The organism is Clostridium sp. YIM B02506 (genome assembly GCF_022324845.1).
Lineage (GTDB): Bacteria > Bacillota > Clostridia > Clostridiales > Clostridiaceae > Clostridium_T > Clostridium_T intestinale.
The window spans coordinates 13,777-37,207 of sequence record NZ_JAKGTG010000036.1 but is presented as its reverse complement, the minus strand read 5'-3'; the positions used below and the strand labels follow the sequence as shown (position 1 = coordinate 37,207).

At 30.0% G+C, this 23,431-nt stretch carries 26 protein-coding genes; 24 read left to right on the top strand and 2 right to left on the bottom strand.

Features of this window, described 5'->3' with window-relative positions; genetic code table 11:
• The first annotated feature begins 13 nt into the window (after positions 1-13).
• The 12 genes from rnpA (at position 14) to L1S49_RS19965 (ending at position 9,623) form a co-directional block, all read left to right on the top strand.
• Positions 14-400 carry a ribonuclease P protein component gene (rnpA, locus tag L1S49_RS20020; RefSeq protein ID WP_073021296.1) on the top strand — a complete coding sequence of 129 codons (387 nt, stop codon included), beginning with the start codon at positions 14-16 and terminating at the stop codon, positions 398-400.
• A complete protein-coding gene (gene yidD, locus L1S49_RS20015) occupies positions 360-572 on the top strand; it encodes a membrane protein insertion efficiency factor YidD (RefSeq protein ID WP_175550921.1) in 213 nt (70 codons plus the stop codon). The genes rnpA and yidD overlap by 41 nt, the downstream gene beginning before the upstream one ends.
• A 20-nt stretch (positions 573-592) precedes the next feature.
• Complete coding sequence (gene yidC / locus L1S49_RS20010; protein ID WP_238907117.1) at positions 593-1,288, top strand: membrane protein insertase YidC; 696 nt, start codon at positions 593-595, stop codon at positions 1,286-1,288.
• A 39-nt stretch (positions 1,289-1,327) separates the two neighbouring features.
• A complete protein-coding gene (gene jag, locus L1S49_RS20005) occupies positions 1,328-1,954 on the top strand; it encodes an RNA-binding cell elongation regulator Jag/EloR (protein WP_021804001.1) in 627 nt (208 codons plus the stop codon).
• A gap of 122 nt (positions 1,955-2,076) precedes the next feature.
• Entirely contained in the window at positions 2,077-3,450 is a 1,374-nt protein-coding gene (gene mnmE, locus L1S49_RS20000) for a tRNA uridine-5-carboxymethylaminomethyl(34) synthesis GTPase MnmE (RefSeq protein WP_073021286.1), read from the top strand.
• Positions 3,451-3,458: 8 nt separating this feature from the next.
• Entirely contained in the window at positions 3,459-5,342 is a 1,884-nt protein-coding gene (mnmG, locus tag L1S49_RS19995; RefSeq protein WP_238907116.1) for a tRNA uridine-5-carboxymethylaminomethyl(34) synthesis enzyme MnmG, read from the top strand.
• Positions 5,343-5,353: 11 nt separating this feature from the next.
• Positions 5,354-6,073 (top strand): 16S rRNA (guanine(527)-N(7))-methyltransferase RsmG, encoded by a 720-nt coding sequence (gene rsmG, locus L1S49_RS19990; RefSeq protein WP_073021281.1) that lies wholly within the window; start codon positions 5,354-5,356, stop codon positions 6,071-6,073.
• A 122-nt stretch (positions 6,074-6,195) separates the two neighbouring features.
• Positions 6,196-6,972, top strand: a complete 777-nt coding sequence (noc, locus tag L1S49_RS19985) for a nucleoid occlusion protein (protein ID WP_073021279.1) — start codon at positions 6,196-6,198, stop codon at positions 6,970-6,972.
• Between the two features lie 177 nt (positions 6,973-7,149).
• The gene (locus L1S49_RS19980) at positions 7,150-7,911 is read left to right on the top strand and encodes a ParA family protein (protein ID WP_073021276.1); all 762 of its coding nucleotides are present in this window, start codon (positions 7,150-7,152) and stop codon (positions 7,909-7,911) included.
• 10 nt (positions 7,912-7,921) lie between these two features.
• Positions 7,922-8,785 carry a ParB/RepB/Spo0J family partition protein gene (locus L1S49_RS19975; protein ID WP_238907115.1) on the top strand — a complete coding sequence of 288 codons (864 nt, stop codon included), beginning with the start codon at positions 7,922-7,924 and terminating at the stop codon, positions 8,783-8,785.
• Between the two features lie 37 nt (positions 8,786-8,822).
• A complete protein-coding gene (locus tag L1S49_RS19970) occupies positions 8,823-9,323 on the top strand; it encodes a DUF4446 family protein (RefSeq protein ID WP_238907114.1) in 501 nt (166 codons plus the stop codon).
• 57 nt (positions 9,324-9,380) lie between these two features.
• Entirely contained in the window at positions 9,381-9,623 is a 243-nt protein-coding gene (locus L1S49_RS19965; RefSeq protein ID WP_238907113.1) for a hypothetical protein, read from the top strand.
• A 7-nt stretch (positions 9,624-9,630) separates the two neighbouring features.
• On the opposite strand, the gene yyaC is transcribed toward L1S49_RS19965, so the two are convergent.
• On the bottom strand, positions 9,631-10,215 hold the full coding sequence (gene yyaC / locus L1S49_RS19960; RefSeq protein WP_238907112.1) for a spore protease YyaC: 585 nt from the start codon (positions 10,213-10,215) through the stop codon (positions 9,631-9,633).
• 51 nt (positions 10,216-10,266) lie between these two features.
• Complete coding sequence (gene ytvI / locus L1S49_RS19955) at positions 10,267-11,325, bottom strand: sporulation integral membrane protein YtvI (RefSeq protein ID WP_238907111.1); 1,059 nt, start codon at positions 11,323-11,325, stop codon at positions 10,267-10,269.
• A gap of 276 nt (positions 11,326-11,601) precedes the next feature.
• Between ytvI and L1S49_RS19950 the strand changes: the two genes are divergently transcribed.
• From L1S49_RS19950 to L1S49_RS19895, 12 genes are all read left to right on the top strand, one after another.
• Positions 11,602-12,498 (top strand): mechanosensitive ion channel family protein, encoded by an 897-nt coding sequence (locus L1S49_RS19950; RefSeq protein WP_238907110.1) that lies wholly within the window; start codon positions 11,602-11,604, stop codon positions 12,496-12,498.
• A 15-nt stretch (positions 12,499-12,513) separates the two neighbouring features.
• Positions 12,514-12,720 carry a DUF951 domain-containing protein gene (locus L1S49_RS19945; protein ID WP_073021257.1) on the top strand — a complete coding sequence of 69 codons (207 nt, stop codon included), beginning with the start codon at positions 12,514-12,516 and terminating at the stop codon, positions 12,718-12,720.
• Positions 12,721-12,825: 105 nt separating this feature from the next.
• Positions 12,826-13,113 carry a 30S ribosomal protein S6 gene (gene rpsF, locus L1S49_RS19940; protein WP_073021255.1) on the top strand — a complete coding sequence of 96 codons (288 nt, stop codon included), beginning with the start codon at positions 12,826-12,828 and terminating at the stop codon, positions 13,111-13,113.
• Between the two features lie 13 nt (positions 13,114-13,126).
• Positions 13,127-13,576, top strand: a complete 450-nt coding sequence (locus tag L1S49_RS19935; RefSeq protein WP_238907109.1) for a single-stranded DNA-binding protein — start codon at positions 13,127-13,129, stop codon at positions 13,574-13,576.
• 23 nt (positions 13,577-13,599) lie between these two features.
• Complete coding sequence (gene rpsR / locus L1S49_RS19930; protein ID WP_021804016.1) at positions 13,600-13,845, top strand: 30S ribosomal protein S18; 246 nt, start codon at positions 13,600-13,602, stop codon at positions 13,843-13,845.
• Between the two features lie 128 nt (positions 13,846-13,973).
• On the top strand, positions 13,974-14,288 hold the full coding sequence (locus L1S49_RS19925; protein ID WP_021804017.1) for a MazG-like family protein: 315 nt from the start codon (positions 13,974-13,976) through the stop codon (positions 14,286-14,288).
• Positions 14,289-14,387: 99 nt separating this feature from the next.
• On the top strand, positions 14,388-16,346 hold the full coding sequence (locus L1S49_RS19920) for a DHH family phosphoesterase (RefSeq protein ID WP_238907108.1): 1,959 nt from the start codon (positions 14,388-14,390) through the stop codon (positions 16,344-16,346).
• 1 nt (position 16,347) lies between these two features.
• Positions 16,348-16,794, top strand: coding sequence for a 50S ribosomal protein L9 (rplI, locus tag L1S49_RS19915; RefSeq protein WP_021804019.1), 447 nt, complete (start codon positions 16,348-16,350; stop codon positions 16,792-16,794).
• Between the two features lie 13 nt (positions 16,795-16,807).
• Entirely contained in the window at positions 16,808-18,706 is a 1,899-nt protein-coding gene (lonC, locus tag L1S49_RS19910; RefSeq protein ID WP_073021250.1) for a Lon family ATP-dependent protease, read from the top strand.
• Positions 18,707-18,844: 138 nt separating this feature from the next.
• On the top strand, positions 18,845-20,179 hold the full coding sequence (locus L1S49_RS19905; RefSeq protein WP_073021249.1) for a replicative DNA helicase: 1,335 nt from the start codon (positions 18,845-18,847) through the stop codon (positions 20,177-20,179).
• Between the two features lie 446 nt (positions 20,180-20,625).
• Positions 20,626-21,660, top strand: a complete 1,035-nt coding sequence (locus L1S49_RS19900) for an ABC transporter substrate-binding protein (RefSeq protein ID WP_238907107.1) — start codon at positions 20,626-20,628, stop codon at positions 21,658-21,660.
• Between the two features lie 89 nt (positions 21,661-21,749).
• Complete coding sequence (locus L1S49_RS19895; protein WP_238907106.1) at positions 21,750-23,420, top strand: iron ABC transporter permease; 1,671 nt, start codon at positions 21,750-21,752, stop codon at positions 23,418-23,420.
• The last annotated feature ends 11 nt before the right edge of the window (positions 23,421-23,431 follow it).

Genomic DNA, 23,431 nt, shown 5'->3' with positions numbered 1-23,431 from the left:
GGAGACTTGATAAATGAGTATACAAAAACTAAGAAAAAATCTTGAGTTTAGAAATGTATATAGAAGAGGAAAGTCTTTTTCTAATGATACTTTAGTTTTATATATATTTTATAATAGAAGAAATAGAGACAATAATGATAAATTTAATAGGATTGGGATATCAGTAAGCAAAAAAGTTGGAAAGAGTGTAGTTAGGAGTAGAGTTAAAAGGTTAATTAGTGAGTGTTATAGATTGAATTGTAATAACTTGAAAGAAGGACACGATTTAGTTTTTATTGCTAGAAATGCTATTAAAGATAAAAGCTATTGGGATATAGAAAAAGCTATGCTTAATTTATTTAAAAGGTCAGGGATGATATATAATGAAAAGGATTTTAATAATTCTGATAAAGTTTTATAAAAGGTTCATTTCTCCTATGATGAGGTCCAATTGTATATACATACCAACTTGCTCTCAATATGCAATTGATGCAATTGAAAAATATGGAGCTATAAAAGGAAGTTTTATGGCTATAAAAAGAATTTTAAGATGTCATCCTTTCCACAAGGGTGGTTATGATCCAGTTAAGTAAATTACTAGGAGGTATTTATTTTGTTTAATGGTATAGCTGAATTTTTATATACGGTTGTAGAAAAGTTACAAGGTTTTATTTCAAATATAGGAATAACAGATATAGGTGTATCTTATGTTTTATCAGTATTACTTCTTACATTAATAATAAGATTATTGATATTACCACTAAATATAAAGTCTATGAAGTCAACAGCTAAGATGCAAGAGATTCAACCTGAATTAAAAAAGATACAAACTAAGTATAAAAATAATCCTGAAAAATTACAACAAGAAACAGTAAAGTTGTATAAAGAAAATAATGTTAGTATGACGGGTGGATGTCTTCCAATGATAATTCAGATGCCTATATTATTTGCTTTATATGGTGCATTTATGAAAATTACTGCAGTAGAAGGACAGTCATTTTTATGGATAGCAGATTTATCTAAAAAAGATCCGTCTTTTATATTACCAGTTTTAGCAGCTGCTTTAACATACTTATCAACGGTGTATTCTACAAAAGCAAATTCTGCATCTGCAGCTCAGGCACCAGGAACTCCAAATATGGGTTCTATGAATATAGCTATGTCTGTTATGATAGGGGTATCAGCGATTAATTTTAGATCATTACTAGTTTTATATTGGATAATGGGTAGCGTAATACAAATAATCCAAACATATGTTATAGTTACTTTACCTAAGAAAAGAAAAGAAAAGCAAGCTCAAATTTCATAGATATTTATTTTATATAACTGCAGGGTAGGTGAATTTAATATGAAGTTAATAGAAGTTAATGGAAGAACTGTAGATGAGGCAGTAGATTCTGCCTTAAAGGAACTGAATGTTACTAAAGATAAAGTTGAAATCGAAATCCTAGACGAAGGAAATAAAGGATTTTTAAACATTTTTGGTGCAAAACCTGCCAGAATAAAAGTTAAAGTTAAAAGAGATTATATAGTTGAAGCAAAAAGTTTTTTGAGAAATGTTTTAAATTCTATGGAAATTAAGGCTGAAATAAGAATGAAGGAAGAAGATGATACTCTAAATATTAATCTAATTGGTCCTAATATGGGATTAATTATCGGTTATAGGGGGGAAACCTTAGATTCTTTGCAATATCTTATTTCTCTTGTAGTTAATAAAGGACATGAAAATCCTTATAAAAGGGTAGTACTTGATACTGAAAACTATAGAGCTAAGAGAGAAGAAACTCTTAAACGATTAGCTGGAAAAACTGCATTTAAAGTACGAAAATTTAAAAAGGCTATTAAATTAGAACCTATGAATCCTTACGAAAGAAGGATAATACATGCGGCATTACAAAATGATAAATCCGTATACACTTACAGTGAGGGAGAAGAGCCTTTCAGAAAAATAGTTATTGATTTTAAAAGAGATTAGAAAGCCTGTTTGGGCTTTCTTTTATATATTCAATAAATTTTGACTAAGATAAATCTATTATGTAAAATATTTTGTAGTAGGGATATATTAGGTATAAATTTTTTAAGGAGGCCTAGTTAATAATGAAAGAGTTTGATACTATAGCTGCCATTGCTACTCCAGTTGGAGAAGGAGGCATATCTATAATAAGAATTTCTGGAAGTAATTCATTGGATATTGTTGATAAAATATTCAAGGCTAAAAATAATAAAAGTATTTTAGATATGAAATCTTATACTATGAGATATGGATATATAGTAAATGATGGAGATATTATAGACGAAGTAATAGTAAGCTTTATGAAAGGTCCTAAGAGTTTTACTTCAGAAGATATAGTTGAGATAAATTGTCATGGTGGAGTTGTTTCAACAAATAAAGTTTTAGATTCGGTTATAAGATTTGGTGCTAGACTTGCAGAACCAGGTGAGTTTACTAAAAGGGCATTTTTAAATGGAAGAATAGACTTAAGTCAAGCAGAGGCTGTTATTGATATAATAAGAGCAAAAACAGACTTGTCTATGAAATCTGCTTTAGCTCAAAGTCAGGGATTACTTTCCCAGGAAATAAATAAATTAAAAGAACATCTTCTTAATGCTTTGGCGTTAATAGAGTATGATGTTGATTTTACGGAAGATGAAGAAGAACCAGATGAGACTATTCCAATAAGAGTAGAAGAAAATTTGGTAGAGTCTATAGACAAAATTAATAAATTAATTGTAAATGCTGAGGAAGGTAAAATATTAAGGGAAGGTTTAAACATGGTTATAATAGGAAAACCTAATGTTGGAAAATCTTCTTTGCTTAACTATTTACTTCAAGAAAAAAGGGCTATAGTAACGGATATTCCTGGAACAACTCGTGATGTAATAGAAGAATATATAAATTTAGATGGAATTCCAGTTAAAATTGTTGATACTGCTGGTATTAGAGAAACAGAAGACATTGTAGAGAAAATAGGTGTTGAAAAATCTAAAGAAAAAATAGATGAGGCAGATTTAGTGGTATTAATGCTGGATATTAGTAGGGATTTTGAAGAACAAGATAGAGAGATAGTTAACTATATTAAAGATAAAAAACATATAGTACTTTTAAATAAGGTGGATTTAGATTATAAGATAAATAGAGATAGTCTTATAGATTTAGAAAATATTTTGGAAGTATCTATTAGGAATGATGAAGGCATAGAAGCTTTTAAAGATAAGATTAAAGAGTTATTTTTTGGTGGAAAATTACAAAGTGAAAGTATTATTATATCCAATACAAGGCATAAAGAAGCTTTATATAGAGCAAAAGAAAATTGTGAATTAGCTTTAATGAGTGTAAGGAAAAATGAGTTTTTGGATTTAATATCTATATATGTAACCTCTGGATTAAAGGCTCTTGGTGAGATTACTGGTTCAGAGATTGAAGAAGATTTAGTGAATAAGATCTTCTCAGAATTCTGTGTAGGAAAGTAGGAAAAAATATGAAGTATTTAGGCGGAATATTTGATGTTATAATAGTTGGGGCAGGTCATGCAGGTAGTGAAGCTGCTCTTGCTTCTGCGAGAATGGGATGCAAGACTTTATTGTGCACAATGAATTTAGATTCTGTAGCATTTATGCCTTGCAACCCCAATATTGGTGGAACAGCAAAAGGACATTTAGTAAAAGAAGTTGATGCCTTAGGTGGAGAAATGGGCGTTAATATAGATTATACTTTTATTCAATCGAGAATGTTAAATACCTCAAAAGGACCGGCAGTACACTCTTTAAGAGCTCAAGCTGATAAAAAAAGGTACCAAGAGAGAATGAAAAATATAATTGAGAATCAAGAAAATCTTTTTTTGCGTCAACTTGAAGTAACAGAACTTGAAGTGGAAGATGGAAAGATTAATGGAGTAGTTACTAAAAATGGAGCAGTCTTTAAAGCTGCATCAGTGGTATTGGCAACTGGGACATATCTTAAAGGAAAAGTTATAATTGGGGAAACTGCGTATAGTAGTGGTCCTAATGGATTATTCCCTGCAAATGATTTATCTCAGTCATTATTAGATTTAGATATATCGTTAAGAAGGTTTAAAACAGGTACTCCTGCAAGAATAAATAAACGTAGTGTGGATTTCAGCAATATGTCCGAGCAAAAAGGTGATGAAAAAATAGTCCCATTCTCATTTATGCATGATAATATTGATAAGGAGCAGGTATCTTGTTGGTTAGCTTATACTAATGAAAATACTCATGAGGTTATAAGAAAAAATATAAATAGATCTCCAATTTATAATGGATCAATCGAAGGAATAGGTCCTAGATACTGCCCATCTATTGAAGATAAAGTAATGAGATTTCCAGATAAATTGCAACATCAAATTTTTATAGAGCCTGAGGGTAATGATACTGAAGAAATGTATGTAGGTGGAATGAGCTCATCATTGCCTGAGGATGTTCAAATAGAAATGTTAAGAACTATAAAGGGTTTGGAGAATGTTGAAATAATGAGAACTGCCTATGCAATAGAATATGATTGCATTGACCCTACTCAATTAAAACCTTCTTTGGAATTCAAAAATATAAAAGGATTATTTGGTGCAGGTCAACTTAATGGAAGTTCGGGTTATGAAGAGGCGGCAGCGCAAGGTATAATTGCTGGAATAAATGCAGCTTTAAACGTAAAAAATGAAGAGCCTTTGATTTTAACTAGATCTGATGCTTATATTGGTGTTTTAATAGATGATCTTGTTACGAAGGGAACTTCAGAACCATATAGAATGATGACATCTCGTTCAGAGTACAGGTTATTATTAAGGCAGGACAACGCGGATTTAAGATTAACTGAATTTGGATATAAAGTTGGATTAGTAACAGAAGAGCGATATAAAAGATATTTGAATAGAAAAAATAATATAGAACAAGAAATTGATAGAATGAAGAAGCTTCAAGTAACTAACAAAAGAGAGAATAACGAAATATTGTTAGATTTAGACTCTTCAGAGTTAAAGAAACCTATTTCCATGTATGAGCTTATTAAAAGGCCGGAATTAGATTATTTTTCTGTAAGCCGATTGGATGAAGAGAGAGTAGATTTACCTTATAATATTGGAGAACAAGTAAATATAATTGCAAAATATGAAGGTTATATAGATAAGCAACTTGAACAGGTAGAACAGTTTAAAAAAATAGAAAAGAGATTAATACCTCAGGAATTAGACTTTAATGATATTAGAGGATTAAGAAAAGAAGCTATTCAAAAGCTAGCGAAGATTAGACCAATTAATATAGGGCAGGCATCAAGAATTTCTGGTGTATCTCCAGCTGATATTTCTGTTTTATTAATTTATATGGAACAATATAGTAGACAAAAAAATTCTTAAAGGAGAGTTATATGGAATTCTTTGATTTAATGAGTAGAGCTTGTAAAGATGTAGGTTTAGAATTAACAGAAGAGAAATACAATAAATTTATAATGTATAAAGATCTTATACAAGAATGGAATAAACAAATAAATCTAACAGCCATTATTGAAGATGAAGACATAATAAAAAAACATTTTATAGATTGTATAAAAGCTTTTAAAGTAGATGAATTTAAAAATGCAAAATCTATAATTGATGTTGGAACAGGAGCAGGATTTCCTGGTATTCCATTAGCTATAATGAATGAAGATGTAGAAATAACTCTTCTAGATTCACTAAACAAAAGAGTTAATTTCCTTAATGTTGTAGTTAATAAATTAACTCTTAATAACGTTACAACTATTCACTCTAGAGCTGAAGATGGTGCTAGAAATAGTGAATTAAGAGAAAAATTTGATATAGCAACATCTAGAGCAGTTGCGAACATGAGTGTGTTATCAGAGTTATGTATTCCTTATGTCAAAAACAATGGACATTTCATTGCACTTAAAGGTCCATCTATTGAAGGTGAGTTAGAAGGGTCTCGAAATGCATTAAAGGTACTTGGTGCAAAATTAATAGATGTGGTAGAAGTTGAAGTTGAGGATACTGATTTAAAACACAATTTAGTTTTAGTGAAAAAGATTAAATCAACCTCAAATATTTATCCAAGGAAGGCTGGAACTATAAATAAAAAACCGATTGTGTAAATTCTTAGATTATTTTGTCTAACGATTTTTAAATATAAAAGAAGGATAAATTAATGTCTTTGTAGAAAATGTTAAATAATGGGAAATAATGTTAAACCAATAGTAAGGGATGGTAGAGGTCTATGCAAAATGAAGTCTTGTATGTAAATATAGAAAGTATTATACCAAATACTTATCAACCTAGGAAATTCTTCGATGAAGAAACTTTAGTAGAATTATCTCAATCTATAAAACAATATGGAATTATACAACCTTTAACTGTTAGAAAAAGAGGAGTTAGCTATGAATTAGTTGCAGGTGAAAGAAGATGGCGTGCAGCAAAATTAGCAAATATTCAAACTGTTCCTTGTAATATAATTGATATAACTGATACAGAATCGGCTGAGATTGCTTTATTGGAAAATCTACAAAGAGAGGACTTAAACTTTATTGAAGAAGCGGAAGCATATTATAACCTAATAAATGAACATAATTTTACTCAAGATGAATTAGCTAATAGAATGGGAAAAAAGCAATCTACAATTGCAAATAAACTGAGGTTACTAAAACTTGACTCTAAAATTAGAGAGCTATGCTTAGAAAATAGTTTGACAGAAAGACATGCTAGGGCTTTATTATCTTTACCAAATGAAGAAATGCAATTAAAAGTTGTAAAGAAAATTATAGAACAAGGTTTAAATGTTAAGAAAACTGAAGAACTTATAAATAAAGAGCTATTAAAATTAGCTGGGGATGAGTTAAGCTCAAAAGGTACAAAAAGAATAACAGGAATATTTTCTCCTAAGATATATGTTAATTCAATAAAACAAGTATTTGATAAGTTCAAGATTCCAGCTCAATATAAATCTAAGGACTGTGGCGAGTATATTCAGATTACCGTAAATATACCAAAGAAATAAATCTTGAAATCCATCTATTAGTAGGTGGATTTTTTTATTATAAAAGAATAAAGTGTTTCACGTGAAACATTTTTATTAAATTTGAATTATAAATTAGATAAATGCTTTTAATATATGTATTTAAAATATATAATGTTATTGTACATAATAAAATTAAGGGATAAAAGAGGGGGAACTATGAAAGTTATATGTGTTTTTAATCAAAAAGGCGGAGTTGGTAAAACTACTACTAATATAAATTTATGTTCATATTTAGCAATGGAAGGGTACAAGGTTTTAGCAATAGATATGGATCCTCAGGGAAACACTACTTCTGGAGTTGGCATAGATAAGAGGATATTAGAAAAATCTATATATGACGTTATAACTTCAGATGTACCCTTAGAAGAAATTATACAGCAGTCAAGTTTGGTAGAAAATCTATACATAGCACCTGCAACAATGGAATTAGCTGGAGCAGAAGTTGAGATAATAAATAATACTCAGAGAGAAAAAATTCTATTAAATCAAATTAAGAAGTTAGATGGAAAATTCGATTTTGTATTTATTGATTGCCCGCCTTCGTTAGGGATACTAACTATTAATGCATTAACCAGTTCAAATTCTGTTTTTATACCAATTCAATGTGAATTTTATGCTTTGGAAGGCGTTGGTCAACTTATAAATACAATTGGTTTAGTAAAAAAGTCCTTAAATAAGAATATAGATATCGAGGGTGTTGTTATGACTATGTATGACAGCAGAACAAATTTGAGTAATGAAGTGCTTAAGGAAGTTGATAAATATTTCGGAGATAAGGTATATAAAACAACAATTCCTAGAAATATTAGGTTAGCTGAGGCTCCAAGTTTTGGACTACCTATAATGTTATATGATGATAAATGTAAAGGTGCAGAATCATATGCAAATTTGACAAAAGAATTTTTAAGTAGGCAATAAGGGGTAGGATATGAGTAAAAAATTTGGACTAGGGAAAGGGTTAAATGCTCTAATCCCTAATGATTATGAAGAAATAGCAGTGGAAAAAAGCAGTCAAAGTTTAATATCACTAAATGATATTAAAGCTAATAGAGAGCAGCCAAGAAAAAGTTTTGATAATGAAAAAATATTGGAGTTATCACAATCAATTAAAAATCATGGCATTATTCAACCTTTAATTTTAAAAAAGAAAGATGATTTTTATGTAATAATTGCAGGAGAAAGAAGATGGAGAGCCGCAAAATTAGCAGGTTTAAAAGAGGTTCCAGCAATTATAATGGATATCACAGATAGAGAGTTGCTAGAACTTTCTTTAATAGAAAATATCCAAAGAGAGGATTTAAATCCTATAGAAGAAGGAAAAGCTTTTAAAAAATTACTTGAGGATTTTAATTTAACTCAGGAATCTTTGAGTGAAACTCTATCCAAATCCAGAACATCTATAACGAATACTATGAGATTACTTAATTTAGATGATAGAGTTCAAGATTATATAATAGATGGTGTTATTAGTGAAGGTCATGGAAGAACTTTATTAGGAATTAAAGAAAAGGATATTCAATATGAACTTGCACAAAAGGTTATAGATGATAAAATATCTGTACGTGAACTAGAAAAAATAGTTAGAAATATTACGGATATTAAAAATGAAAAAAAATTAGAGGAAAAGATTAAAGATTTATCTATTTACTACAAAGATATTAGAGAAAAATTAGAAAACTACTTTGGAACTAAGGTCAATATTGAAAAAAAGAAGAATAAAGGTAAAATAGAAATAGAGTATTATTCTGAAGAAGATTTACAAAGAATATTAGATATAATTAATATGCAATAGACAGTTTCACGTGAAACATAATGAAAAGGAGAAAATGATGGAAAATATACTTAGTATTATAAATTCTTACGGAGCATATATATTTATGGGTATGGGAGTAGTAATAGTATTATTATTCATTCTAATAATGATATTATTTAGATCTCTTAATAAGGTTGAAAATAGGTATAGAAAATTAATGCGTGGAGCAAATAGTAAAAATATTGAAGAGCTAATAATGGGATATCTAGACAAAGTAGATAAAGCAAATGAAAAATCTCAAGAGGCATTTGATCTATGCAATAAAGTTGAAGAAAAAATGAAAAAGTCAATTCAAAAGGTTTCTGTTATAAGATATAAGGCGTTTGAAGATGTTGGAAGCGATTTGAGTTTCTCTGTAGCACTTTTAGATGAAAACAATGATGGTGTGATACTTACAGGAATATATGGAAGAAATGAAAGCACTACTTATGCAAAACCAATAGATAAAGGAATATCAAGATATGATTTATCAGAAGAAGAGATGAGTGTTTTAAATAAAGCAATTGGAACTGTTTAATACAAAAGTATAAAAACCTCCCTTAAAGAAATACTAGCTTTAAGGGAGGTTTTTTACATGAATATATACATAAGTGATGAACTAGAGTATCTAAGAAAAGATTTTATAAGTAAAGGATATAAATTAGTAAAAGATCCTTATAAAAGTGATGTAATATTAACCAATCTAAAAGAAACAAACTTAAGTAATATCAATAATAGAATGAGAAATTCAAATATAATAATAATAGATTCTGTAAGTAGGAATATAAAAGATATAGAGAATATATTAACAAACTACTATGGAAATGACTTGTATTAAATATATTCTATAAATTTTCTAAAACTTTAACGATGGAGTTATTTCTACCACCAATAGCTTTTATAGCAAAATGATAAATACCTTTAGATATAGTGTCAGCTAAAGTCATAACTGTGAAAAGTCTAGTATTTTGAAGAACCATAAATTCAAAATTTCCAGAAATATTAACAATACCAGTTATACTTAAATCTCCTACAGCCGGTAGGTCTTTATTAACAGCTAGGCCAGGAAACAACGGCTTTTGATCCAATATAACCTTACCTACATTCTGAAGATTGCCTAAACAAGCATCAATAGCAATGATATATGGATCATCATATAAAGAATTAATTTCATTAAGTGTTTGGTGAAGATTTTTTGCATGTACAGGATTCTCTAAATCTCCATAAAGTATAATATTTTTTCTGATTAAACATTTGAGTTTATAACCGACTAAAGGACCAAGAGAATCTCCAGTGGATCTATCAGTGCCAATGCATATAAAAACAATAGTTCTATTATCACTTATTATAGGTTTTAACTTTTCAAATAGATAATCTCTTATTTCAAATATAGTTTTTGGAGACGTAGCATCGCAAATTAATTTAGACATAAAAAAACCTCCTTTAAATGGAATTATTTCCATTTAAGGAGGTTTCTATACTTAAAGAATACCTTCTTCTTTAAATATAGCATAAAACACTACCATAAACATACAAAAGAACATACCTGAAACACCATTAGCTTTTAATCCAATAAATATGGCAGCTAATACTGCAACAGGATTTAATCCTAATGAAGTTGACATAACCTTAGGTTCAATAATTTGTCTTGTGATAAATACAATGACATACCAAATCAATAAACCTACGCTAACCAAATGATTTCCAATAAACAGATTATAAATAATTAATGGTATATAAATCATAGGCATTCCCAACACAGGTAACAGATCTAACAATGCACATAACATACTAAGGATAAGTGCATATTTAACTCTAAAGATAGTAAAGCCAATAAGAGTGATTACAAAAGACATCAAAATTAATAACATATATGAAATTCCATAAGTAATAAGTTTATGTCTTACCTTGGCAAAAATAACAAAAAAAGAATTGTTCTCTAAAGGTAATGAAGACATCAAATCTCTTGAGTCAGAGGTTGCAAATTTTTTTGTAAAGAAGTATGTTGTTAAAAGTGTAAAAATTATTATCATAAGCATGTAAGGAATATAAGAAGCAACTGATAAAACAAAAGTAACAACTGATGATCCAACTGAAACACTAATATTTACAATTTTACTTATAGACCCTGATGTAGCATCTTGAATAGAGCTAATTATAACTGGGTCTATATCTAGATTATAAAAGTAATCCTGAATTTCAGTAAACTTAGTCGCGATATCAGCAGGATTTTTGGATAAGTATTCCTGAACATTTTTTGTTAAATTTACAATTTGAGAAGATAATGATCCTATTAGTATAGTTATTGTTATAATAAGTATAGAGAAAAACAAAAGCGTTGTTATAATTGAAGCTAATGAATCCTTTAATTTAAAGCTCTTAATTAGATACTTAGTTGGTTTACGCAAAATCAAAGCAAATAAAGCAGCAAGCACAAATGGAACTGTATATGGCAAGGTTTTAAAGAAAATAATAAATCCCAATGTGTAAAGAATAAAAAAAAGTGCTAATTTGCTAATTTTATCTTCAAATTTTTTCATGATCATCTCCCCTTTAATAAAGTACTTATAAGCAATAAGCTTGTTCTACACATTATACCAAATATTTCATAATACATAAAGTCTAATTGATAAGTGAAGTATAAAAGATAGAATATTAAATTTTAGACTATACAAAAAAATTTTAATCAATAATATTAAAATATAACTTAAAAAAATAATGGATGTTTTGTATAATATAATATGAAAAAGCATGAAATAAGTTTTGTGTAAAACTAATGAAAGATAAGCACAAGTAAATAACTGGAGGAAGATTAAATGTATATATTAAACTCTTTTTTTTCGATAGATTTTGATAGTGAGAAGGTATATATAGGAAAATACCCTATTGATCTAGAAAAAATTCAAATTATAATAGGTAAAATTATTCAGATTATAATAATATTAATATTAATGGCAATAGCTATTAAAGTGGGTAATTATATTATAAATAGATTTGTGAAAAGACAGGCGATGAGTAGAGCAAGTTTTACATTAGATGAAAAGAAAGCAACTACTATTGGGGAAGTTTTAAAAAGTATATTAAGATATTCAGTTTACTTTTTTGGAGTAGCTGCAATTGTTGCAAATATATTTACTGGTATTTCATTAACTTTAGCATCTATTGGAGGGGTAGCTTTAGGGTTTGGAGCTCAAAATTTAGTTAAGGACTTGATAAACGGATTTTTTATATTATTTGAAGATCAATATGCTGTAGGAGATTATGTAACCATAGGTTCATTTTCTGGAACAGTTGAAACAATTGGTATTAGGACAACAGTACTAAAAGGATTTAGTGGAGATATTCATTTAATACCAAATGGAACAATACAGCAAGTAACAAATCATTCTAGAGGAGCAATGAAGGTAGAAGTTGATGTTGTTGTACCTTATAAAGAAAACTATGATAAAGTATCAAATATAATAAATAACGCATGTAAGAAAGTCGTTGAAGAAAATGAAAATGTTATAGATGAGCCTAAGGTATTAGGAATAGTTTCATTAGATAGTTCATCAATGACAATAAGAGTAAATGGAACAAGTAAGCCAATGGGACAATGGGAAATAGAAAGAACCTTGAAGAAGGAAATCAAAAAAGCATTAGAAGAAGGATCAATAGAAATACCATATCCTAGAACTGAAATGATAACAATTAAAAGTATTGATAACGAGTAAAGAGTGGGGGAATAAATAATGGAAGAATTTAATTTAGGTGATGTAGTATTAATGAAAAAACAACATCCTTGTGGAAGCTCTGAATGGGAAATAATAAGGCTAGGAGCAGATATAAAAATAAAATGTGTTGGATGTGGAAGGCTAGTAATGCTACCTAGAAATAAATTTCAAAAAGGGGTAAAAAAAATCGTAAATTCTACTAAAGAGGAAAAAAGCAAATAATTTACATAATAATGCTTGAAATAGATATATAAAAGTGATATACTAGTTTATTGTAAGTCCCTGCTATGTTTAGCATAGCCAATAGTCCGGAGGGAGGTGAAAAGAATGAGAAAATATGAAACTATATTTGTAATACACCCATCATTCGAAGAGGAGGCTGTTAAAGCTACAATCGAGAAGTTTAAAGGTGTTATTGAAAATGGTGGAGGAACTGTTGACAACGTAGATTTCTGGGGTAAGAGAAAACTTGCTTATGAAATAAAAAAAGTTAACGAAGGATTCTACACATTATTCAACTTCAGTGCTAACCCAGAATTACCAAGCGAGTTAGACAGAGTATTTAGAATAACAGACGGAATCATAAGACACATAATAGTTAAAGAAGAGAAATAAGGTGGTGTTTTGAATGAATAAAGTAGTTCTAATAGGCAGACTTACTAAAGATCCTGAGTTAAAGTTTACTCCAGGAAATGGTACTGCAGTAACCACTGTAACTCTAGCAGTTGATAAGTATAATTCTTCAACTGGACAAAGAGAAGCTGACTTTATCTCAGTAACAATATGGGGTAAACAAGCGGAATCTACGGCTAATTACATGAGCAAAGGAAGCTTAATGGCTATTAGCGGTAGAATACAAACTAGATCTTATGATGCTAAAGATGGAACCAAGAGATATGTTACAGAAGTTGTTGCTAATGAAGTAAGCTTCTTGAGCAAATCTAATTCTTCTTCAAATGGAAGAAACAATGGTTTCAACAATGGTTCTGAATATAATGCGCCACAAGATACATTCGGTGGTGGAATGAGCTTTGAAGAGGATATGACTCCTGTAGATGATGGAGACATTCCATTCTAAAATTTAGGTAAGGAGGGAAAATGATGAGCAGAGAAGTAAGAAAAGGCGGCAAGATGAGAAGACCAAAGAGAAAAGTTTGTGCTTTTTGTGTTGATAAAGCTGACTCTATAGATTATAAAGATATAAATAAGCTAAGAAAGTATGTTACTGAAAGAGGTAAGATATTACCAAGAAGAATTTCAGGTACATGCGCAAAACATCAAAGACAATTAACTGATGCTGTAAAGAGAGCTAGAAATATAGCTTTATTACCATTTACAACAGAGTAAACAAAAACCCCTGTATAAGGGGTTTTATTTTTTATTATGAGAATTTTAAAAAGGTATAGTTGAAATAGTATCAAAAAAAAACTAAAATAGATATACAGGGTATTGAACAATAAAGGGGGGAGCGGTCCTTGAAGAAAGATAATTTGAATATAATGGGTGACATAAAGTTAATTGAAGAAATGAAAGCTCAATTATTGTGTATAATAGGGGAATTTTATTTATTACTAACTAAGGGAAGTAATGTGGCTAAGGATGCAGTTTTAGAATGTATATCTTCAGCAATGATAATATTATATCTACTAGGAGAAAAGCTCGGATATTCATATATACAGATAGATGAAAATACAAAAGAAAAAATAAGAATTGGTATATTAGACGATGAAGAAGATAAATATGGAAGTTCATTAAATAAATTGCATAGCCATTTAAAAGATAGAGTATAATTTATAAATATAGAGTACTAAAAATTTATTTAAATGAATGCAAATTATTTATAGAAAACAATAGAGTAGCCTCAAAAACAGCCATAAAGGAGGCAATTAATGAAGGAAAGTATTAAAAAGTATGATAAATTAATTATACTGATCATATTACTGACATTGGCGTCTGTATTTTATATATCAGAGAAAATAGGATACTTATTTATAACTTTATTACTGATAGTAGTAGATGGCCTCTATAATATATATAAAAGTAATCAATTACAAAAGAGTTTTTCTACGAAAATAGATAACGTTAGTAAGTATTTAACTAATTCTATAGAAAAAAACATACAAAACAACATATATCCAGTAGCTATAATAAAAGATAATGGAGACATAATATGGAACAATAAAAAGTTTCATAAAGAATTAAATTCGGATAAAAATCCACATTATAATATTTTGAATATCATTAGAGGAGTAACTTTAGATAAACTAATTAAACAAGATACAAATATACCTCATAGAATAAATCTTAAAGGTAAGATTTATGATGTTTATGCACAGAAAATAGAATTTGTAGATGAGAAAGAATCATTTATAATATATTTTAATGATGTAACATATCTAAAAAGTAGCACTGCAACTAAAGAAAGTATCATGCTTATAGAAGTAGATAATTTAAGCGATGTAGTAAAATCTATGGAGGATGATAATGGACCGCTTTTAGTAGCAGAAGTTGAGAGAACCATAAATAACTATGCGTCCAACCTAGGAGCAATGATAAGGAAGTATGAATCAAATAAATATGTATTATCTGTATCAAATAAATTAATTGAGGAACAGATAAAGAAAAAATTTGATATCCTTGATGCAATAAGAGATATAGATATGGGAAATAAAATAGATGTTACATTAAGTATAGGAGTTGGAATAGGTGAAAATTCATCTGCAGAAAATCATAGTTATGCAGTAACAGCAAAAGAGCTTGCCCTAGGAAGAGGCGGAGACCAAGCGGTAGTAAAATGGAAAGAAAAAATATCATTTTTTGGTGGAAATACTAAAGAACTAGAGAAAAGAACTAGAGTTAGAGCAAGAGTAGTAGCAAGAGCTTTAAAAGACTTAGTATATGAAAGTTCTAAAATATATATAATGGGACATAAAAATCCGGATATGGATTGCTTTGGTTCAGCTTTGGGGTTATCATCAGCAATAAAGCAACTAGGTAAGGAATGTAAGATAATACTAGGAAATGATAATAGGAATATAGAGTTCTTTATGGAGGAAGTGAAGGGTCATAGTAAATACGATGACTTATTTATTTCAGCTCAAGAAGCCGTAGAGAAAATTGATAAAGAAACTTTAGTTATAATAGTTGACGTTCATAACAGTAATTATGTTCAAGATATAGAAACTGTAAATAAAGCACAAAAATTAGTTATAATTGATCACCATAGAAGAAGTCCAGATATGATAGAGGGGGCGCTCCTAAACTTTATAGAAATATATGCCTCTTCAACATCAGAATTGGTAACAGAAGTAGTTCAATATATGCTGGATAAACCTAAACTAGAAACTATAGAAGCAGAAGCTTTACTTGCAGGTATATTTATAGATACTAAAAACTTTATATTTAAAACAGGTGTAAGAACCTTTGAAGCTGCCTCATTCTTAAGAAGATTGGGAGCTGACACAATACACATTAAAAAACTCTTTTCTGATGATTTAGAGAATTATATAAAAAAAGCAGAAACTATTAAATCAGCAGAAGTTGAAAATAATATGGCTATTGCCACCTGTCCACCAGAAACCACAGAAATTGTATTAGCAGCCCAAGCTGCGGATGATCTTCTAAATATTACTGGTATTCAAGCGTCCTTTGTATTTGTTAAAATAGAAGGAGAAATTTATATTAGTGCAAGATCACTTGGTGATATAAATGTTCAGGTTATTTTAGAAGCTTTAGGTGGTGGTGGTCATATGACCATGGCAGGAGCTAAGTTAAGTGACTTAACAATAGCTCAAGCAAAAGAGAAATTGAAAAAAGCTATAAAAAACTACTTAAAGGAAGGTGAATAACATGAAAGTAATATTACTTCAAGATGTTAAAAAAGTTGGAAAGAAAGGTGAGGTTATTGAGGCGTCAGATGGATACGCTAGAAATTTTCTATTTCCTAGGAAATTAGCACAAGAAGCTACAGGCAATAACTTACACATTTTAAATACTCAAAAAGAAAATGAAAGAAAGAAAAAACTAGCTGAAATTGAAGCTGCTCAGAAATTAGCAGGTGAATTAAAGAATAAAGAAATAACAGTAAAAGCTAAAGCAGGGGAACAAGGGAGACTATTTGGAGCTATAACTAGTAAAGATGTTGCAGCACTTATTAAAGTTCAACACAAAGTTGAAATTGATAAGAAGAAAATATCTATGGATACAATTAAGATAGCTGGAACTTATGAAATAGAGTTAAAGCTTTATCCAGAAGTTACAACAAAAATGAAGGTTGTTATTGTTCCTGAAGCATAAGGAGGATAATATATTGAGAACAAAAAATGAAGCTAATGTATTACAAGAATTGATGAATAACGAGCTTTCTTTAGAATCACAAGTTAATGTACTATTTGATATATTAAAGAATGTATTAGATGAAGGAGCTATAAGAGCAAGAACCGTAAAATATAAGCTTCAAAAATACGTTAAATCTGACTCTATATATGAAAGGGTTTATGCATTAAATAAAATTGCATCAGATGGAAAAGGAATAAAAGTAGTTCCGGATTCCAAAAATATTCATGAAGTTATGGAAGAAGTTTTTGGCTGGGTATCTGAAGAACTAGCAAGAAAATATATTCAAAATAGAATAGAGTCTGATGTAGAACAGGCACTAATGGAAAGACAAGATAAATATATTGATGAAATGAGACTTGGAATAATACGCAAACAGAAAGGTCCTGAAAATGCAAAAACTCTTAAAAAATATGCAGATTTAGAAGTCCTTGATGCTAGAAAAACAAGCAAAAATATAATGAGTTTATTAAGACCTTCAGATTTTGATGAAATAGTTGGACAGGAGAGAGCTATTAAATCTCTATTATCCAAAATGGCTTCTCCATATCCTCAACATATAATTCTTTATGGACCTCCAGGGGTAGGTAAAACCACAGCTGCAAGAATAGCTCTTGAAGCCGTAAAAAAGATGAATTTTACACCTTTTGATGATGACTCAAAATTCGTTGAAGTAGATGGAACAACCGTAAGATGGGATCCAAGAGAAATAACTAATCCGTTATTAGGATCAGTTCACGATCCTATTTACCAAGGAAGTAAAAGAGACTTGGCTGAAATAGGAGTTCCAGAACCAAAGCCAGGTCTAGTAACTGAAGCTCATGGTGGAGTATTATTTATTGATGAAATTGGAGAATTAGATGATATTCTTCAAAATAAATTATTAAAAGTATTAGAAGATAAAAGAGTGGAGTTCTCATCTTCATATTATGATCCAGATGATGAAAATACACCTAAATATATAAAGTATCTTTTTGAAAATGGAGCGCCAGCAGATTTTGTATTAATAGGTGCTACAACAAGAGATCCGGGAGAAATAAACCCAGCATTAAGATCAAGATGTACAGAAGTATATTTTGAACCATTAGCAGTAAGTGATATAGAAGATATTATAAAAAATGCAGCTAAAAAACTTAATGTTATTCTAGAAGATGGTGTATCAGAATTAATAAGTAGATATACAATTGAAGGAAGAAAAGCAGTAAACATATTAGCAGATGCATATGGATATTCACTTTATAATAATAAAGAAGACATTCCAGAACAATCTACTATAACATTAAAAGATGTTGAAGAAGTATTAGCTATAGGAAGATTTATTCCTTATGAGAGATTAGATAAAAATACAGATAGTGAAGTTGGACATGTATATGGACTTGGAGTTTCAGGATTTTTAGGTTCAACTCTAGAAATAGAAGCTACAGTATATCCTGCAAAGGAAAAAGGGACAGGCTCAATAAGGTTCAATGAAACAGCAGGATCTATGGCTAAGGACTCTGTATTTAATGCTGCATCTGTTATAAGAAAAGTCACAAACAAAGATATTAAAGATTATAATATACATGTAAATGTAGTTGGTGGAGGAAATATAGATGGTCCATCAGCTGGAGTAGCTATTACAATGTGTATAATAAGTGCTTTAGAAGAAAAACCAATAAGACAAGATGTTGCAATTACAGGAGAAGTATCTTTAAGAGGTAAAGTTAAGCCTGTAGGAGGGATATTTGAAAAGATATACGGAGCAAGAAGAAAAGGAATTAATCTTGTTATCATACCTAAAGATAATGAAAAAGAGATTCCTGATGGCTTAAAAGATATTACCGTTAAAACAGTAAGCTCTGTAGAAGAGGTTATGAACATAATATTTGGTTAATACTAAAAAATAGAGGCATAGCCTCTATTTTTTATCGCATGTGAAAATATAGGTTAATTAATCCAAAGGTAATTTACTTTTGGGTGTAAAATTACTATAATCTTTTTATATAGGCATTAATATAGGGTGGTGAAGAGTATGGAAAACAGCATAATGAAGAGTTTGCCACAAAGCATTGAAGCTGAGCAATCTGTAATAGGGTCAATGATTATAGATAAAACAGCTATAGCTCAAGCAGCAGAAGGTTTAAAAGAAGAAGACTTTTATAGAGATTCACATAAAGTAATATTTAAAGCAATAATAAAAATGTTTCAAAAAGATATGGCTGTAGACTTAGTAACATTATTAGAGTACTTAAAATCTACTAGTCAACTTGAAAATGCAGGGGGAGCCACTTATGTTACTGAGATAAGCGGATCAGTTCCAACAACTGCAAATTTAAGTTCATACATAAAGATTGTTTCAGAAAAGTCTTTACTAAGAAGGCTTATAAGGGCGTCTACTGAGATTATTGAGTCTAGTTATAATGAGCAAGGTAATGTAGAAAAAGTATTAGATACTGCTGAGAAAAGAATATTTGATATATCTGAGAAAAGAAGCACTTCTGATTATGAAGCTCTAAGCGATGTTTTGGAAAGAAGTTTTCAACAAATAGAGAAGCTTTTTAATAATAAAGGCGATATAACTGGAGTAGGATCAGGCTTTATGGATTTAGATGCAAAAACATCAGGCTTTCAAAAAGGTGACATGGTTCTGATTGCGGCAAGACCATCAATGGGAAAAACTACGTTTGCACTAAATATAGCTGAGCATGCGGCTTTAAGAGAAGGAAAAAGTGTAGTTATATTTTCGCTGGAAATGTCTAAAGATCAGCTTGCATACAAATTACTTTGTTCAGAGGCAAATGTAGATATGCTTGCGCTTAGAACGGGAAACTTAGAAGACAAAGATTGGGATAGCATAGCTAGGGCTTCAGGACCATTATCAAAGGCTAAAATATATATTGACGATACAGCCGGCGTAACAGTAATGGAAATGAGAAGCAAGTGTAGAAGAATAAAAATAGAACACGGCATAGATCTAATAATGATAGACTATCTTCAGCTTATGTCGGGTTCAGGAAGTGAAAGTAGACAACAAGAAGTTTCTGAAATATCAAGAAGTATAAAAGCATTAGCTAAAGAAATGGAATGCCCTGTAATAGCCTTATCACAGCTATCACGTGCTCCGGAGCAAAGAGCAGACCATAGACCTATGTTATCTGACTTAAGAGAATCTGGGTCAATAGAGCAGGATGCTGACGTTGTTATGTTTTTATATAGAGATGAATACTATAACAAAGAAACAGAAGAAAAAAATGTAGGTGAATGTATAATAGCAAAGCAAAGAAATGGTCCTGTAGGAACGGTAAAGCTTGCATGGTTGGGACAATTTAGTAAATTTGGTAATTTAGACACTGTTCATAGGGATTAATGTTATATAATGAACTATCTTAAAAGCTATCACAATTATTTTGTGGTAGCTTTTTTTTCGATATATAAAAACCATTAAAACTATTTTAACTTCTGATTTGTAGAGGCTTTTTCTCAAGTTCCATTAAAATCCTTTTAGTAATTATGTTTAATAAGAAGTTAATCACTTTATTACTGTAGAAGCGTTCCTCAGCTTCATCAAAGTCATTTTGCTTGATTTATGTTTAATAAGAAGTTAAGTACTTAAATAGAAAAGTAGAAAAGTACTTAAATAGAAAAATAGATATCTAGTTATATATATAACTATATATAGCATTTATGCGGGTTACAGCTAGGTATGTAATAAATTTTTACCTATATGTATGAAATTATTACCTTAATAAACAAAAATGAAATTGTTTACTGTAAAATAATCTTGTAATAAAAATGAGTTGGAGGGGTTCATTGATGAAAAAAAGAAGAATATTAGCTTTAACACTAAGTACGTTAATGTTAGCTGGAGCTATTACAGCATGCGGTAAGAAGGATGACTCAAGTGCTGATGGCAAGAAGGATTTAAAATTAACAATTTACTGCGGATTAATGGAAGATCACATGGTAAAGGTTGTAGAAGAATTTAAAAAAGAAACAGGGGTTCAGGCTGAAGCTGTTAGAATGTCTTCTGGAGAAATTTTAGGAAGAATAAGAGCAGAAAAGGATAATCCAAAAGCATCAGTATGGTATGGGGGACCAGCAGATGCTTTTGTTCAGGCAAGTGAAGAAGGTTTACTTGAAAATTATATATCTAAAAATGCATCAGATATACCAGATAAATATAAGGATAAAGATGGAGCCTGGACAGGAATATATGTTGGATATTTAGGGTTTGCGTCTAACAAAAAATTATTAGATGAAAAGGGGGTTAAGGCACCAACTTCATGGAAAGATTTATTAAAACCAGAATTCAAGGGACAAGTATCTATAGCTAATCCTGGATCTTCAGGAACTGCTTATACAATGTTAGCAACAATGATACAGTTAATGGGCGAAGAAGAAGGATTAAAATATATGAAGGAGCTAAATGCTAATATTAAGTCTTATGAAAAATCTGGAACTGCTCCAGCTAGAATGGCTGGACAAGGTGAAGTAATGGTTGGGATATCATTTTTACATGATGGAATTAAATATAGAGAAGAAGGAATGAAGGATTTAGTATTAACAGCACCTGTAGAAGGTACCGGCTATGAGATAGGTTCAACAGCAATTCTTAAAGGTGGTCCAGACCAAGAGGCTGCTAAGATGTTTATAGATTACGTATTAACAAAAGAGGTTCAAGAGCTTGGAAAAACTGTAGGTTCCTATCAATTCTTAACAAATGAAAAAGCTGTAGCACCAGAGTTAGCAAATGAAATCAAAGACACAAAATTAATTGACTATGATTTAGATTGGGCAGGTAAAAATAGAAGTGTTTTAGTTGAAAAATGGAATCAAGCAATAAAATAAATTATTAATAGAGGGGTTTTATCCCCTCTATTATAAAATAATTTTATATAGGAGTGGTAAAAATGGGTTTTAGTTCGCGAAAAATTCGGATGAAACATGAAATAAATGATATGAAAAAGATTTGGAGAGATCCAATACTTTTAACAACTATAATATTTTTAATAATTACGTTATCAATATTTATAATATACCCATTATATTCGGTATTAAAAGTAAGCTTTATAGAAAATCAAGGGTTTTCTATGAATGCATATCTAAAGGTATTAAGAGATATTGATTTTAGAAAGACATTTTTAAACACATTATTATTAGGAACTACAGTGGGAATATTAGCAACATTAATAGGCTTCATATTTGCTTATGCAGATGCTTATATGCGTTCACACTTTAAAAGATTATTTAAAATAGTATCGATATTACCAGTAATATCACCACCGTTTGTATTAGCTTTATCAGCTATAATGTTATTTGGACAATTTGGATTAGTGACAAGGCAACTCCTTGGTATAACTAATTTTAATATATACGGATTTAAGGGAGTAGTTATGGTTCAAACCATGACATTTTTTCCAGTGGCTTATCTTTTACTTATAGGATTATTAAATAGAATAGACCCCTCTTTAGAAGAAGCAGCAAGAAATATGGGAGCCTCTAGATGGAAAACCTTTAGGACAGTTACGCTACCACTTATGCTTCCAGGACTTGCAAATGCGTTTTTATTAACTTTTATAGAAGTTGTTGCAGACTTTTCTAATCCTATGGTTATAGGAGGAAACTTTTCAACCTTAGCAACAAAAATATATATGCAGGCAATAGGAAATTATGATATGGCAGGAGGAGCAGCTATAGCGGTAGTATTACTTTGTTTATCTATTTTATTGTTTGTAGTTGAAAAATTCTGGCTAGAGAAAAAGTCCTACGTTACAGTAACAGGTAAGGCATCAAGAGAGAGAGATTTAATTAAAGAAAATCATATAGTATGGCCGATAGATATATTTTGTTTATTAGTTTCTATATTTGTATTTTCATTTTACTTATTAATACCATTAGGTGGCTTTTTTAAGGTAATGGGAATAGATTATTCATTTACATTAAATCATTTTAAATATGTATTTGATTTAGGAATGAAGTCGCTTAAAGATACAACAATTCTATCTTTATGGGCTACCCCTATAACAGGTATATTAGGGATGGTTATAGCATTCCTTATAGTAAGAAAGAAATTCTGGGGAAAAGGTTTTATAGAATTTACATCCTTACTAGCTATGGCTGTACCAGGAACTGTTTTAGGACTAGGTTATATAAGTGCATATAATACTAAGCCCCTTATATTAACGGGGACAGCTTTAATAATAGTAATAGCATTTATAGTTAGAAGTATTCCTGTAGGTGTAAGATCAGGAGTAACTGCACTTCAGCAGATAGATCCTGCAATAGAGGAAGCGGCTCAAGACTTAGGAGCTAGTACAACTAAAGTATTTACTTCAGTTACTTTACCATTAATAAAATCTGCATTTTTTAGTGGGTTAGTATATACATTTGTTAGGAGCATGACAGCTGTAAGTGCGGTTATATTTTTAGTAACTCCTAAATATCAATTGCTTACAGCATCTATATTATCTCAGGTTGATAATGGTAGATTTGGAGTTGCATCGGCATTTTCAACAATATTAATAATTATAGTTTATGCAGCAATAGCTATAATGTATTTTGTTTTAGGTAAGTTTGGAGTAAGTAAAACAGAAAGTAATATTATATAACTAATAGGGGT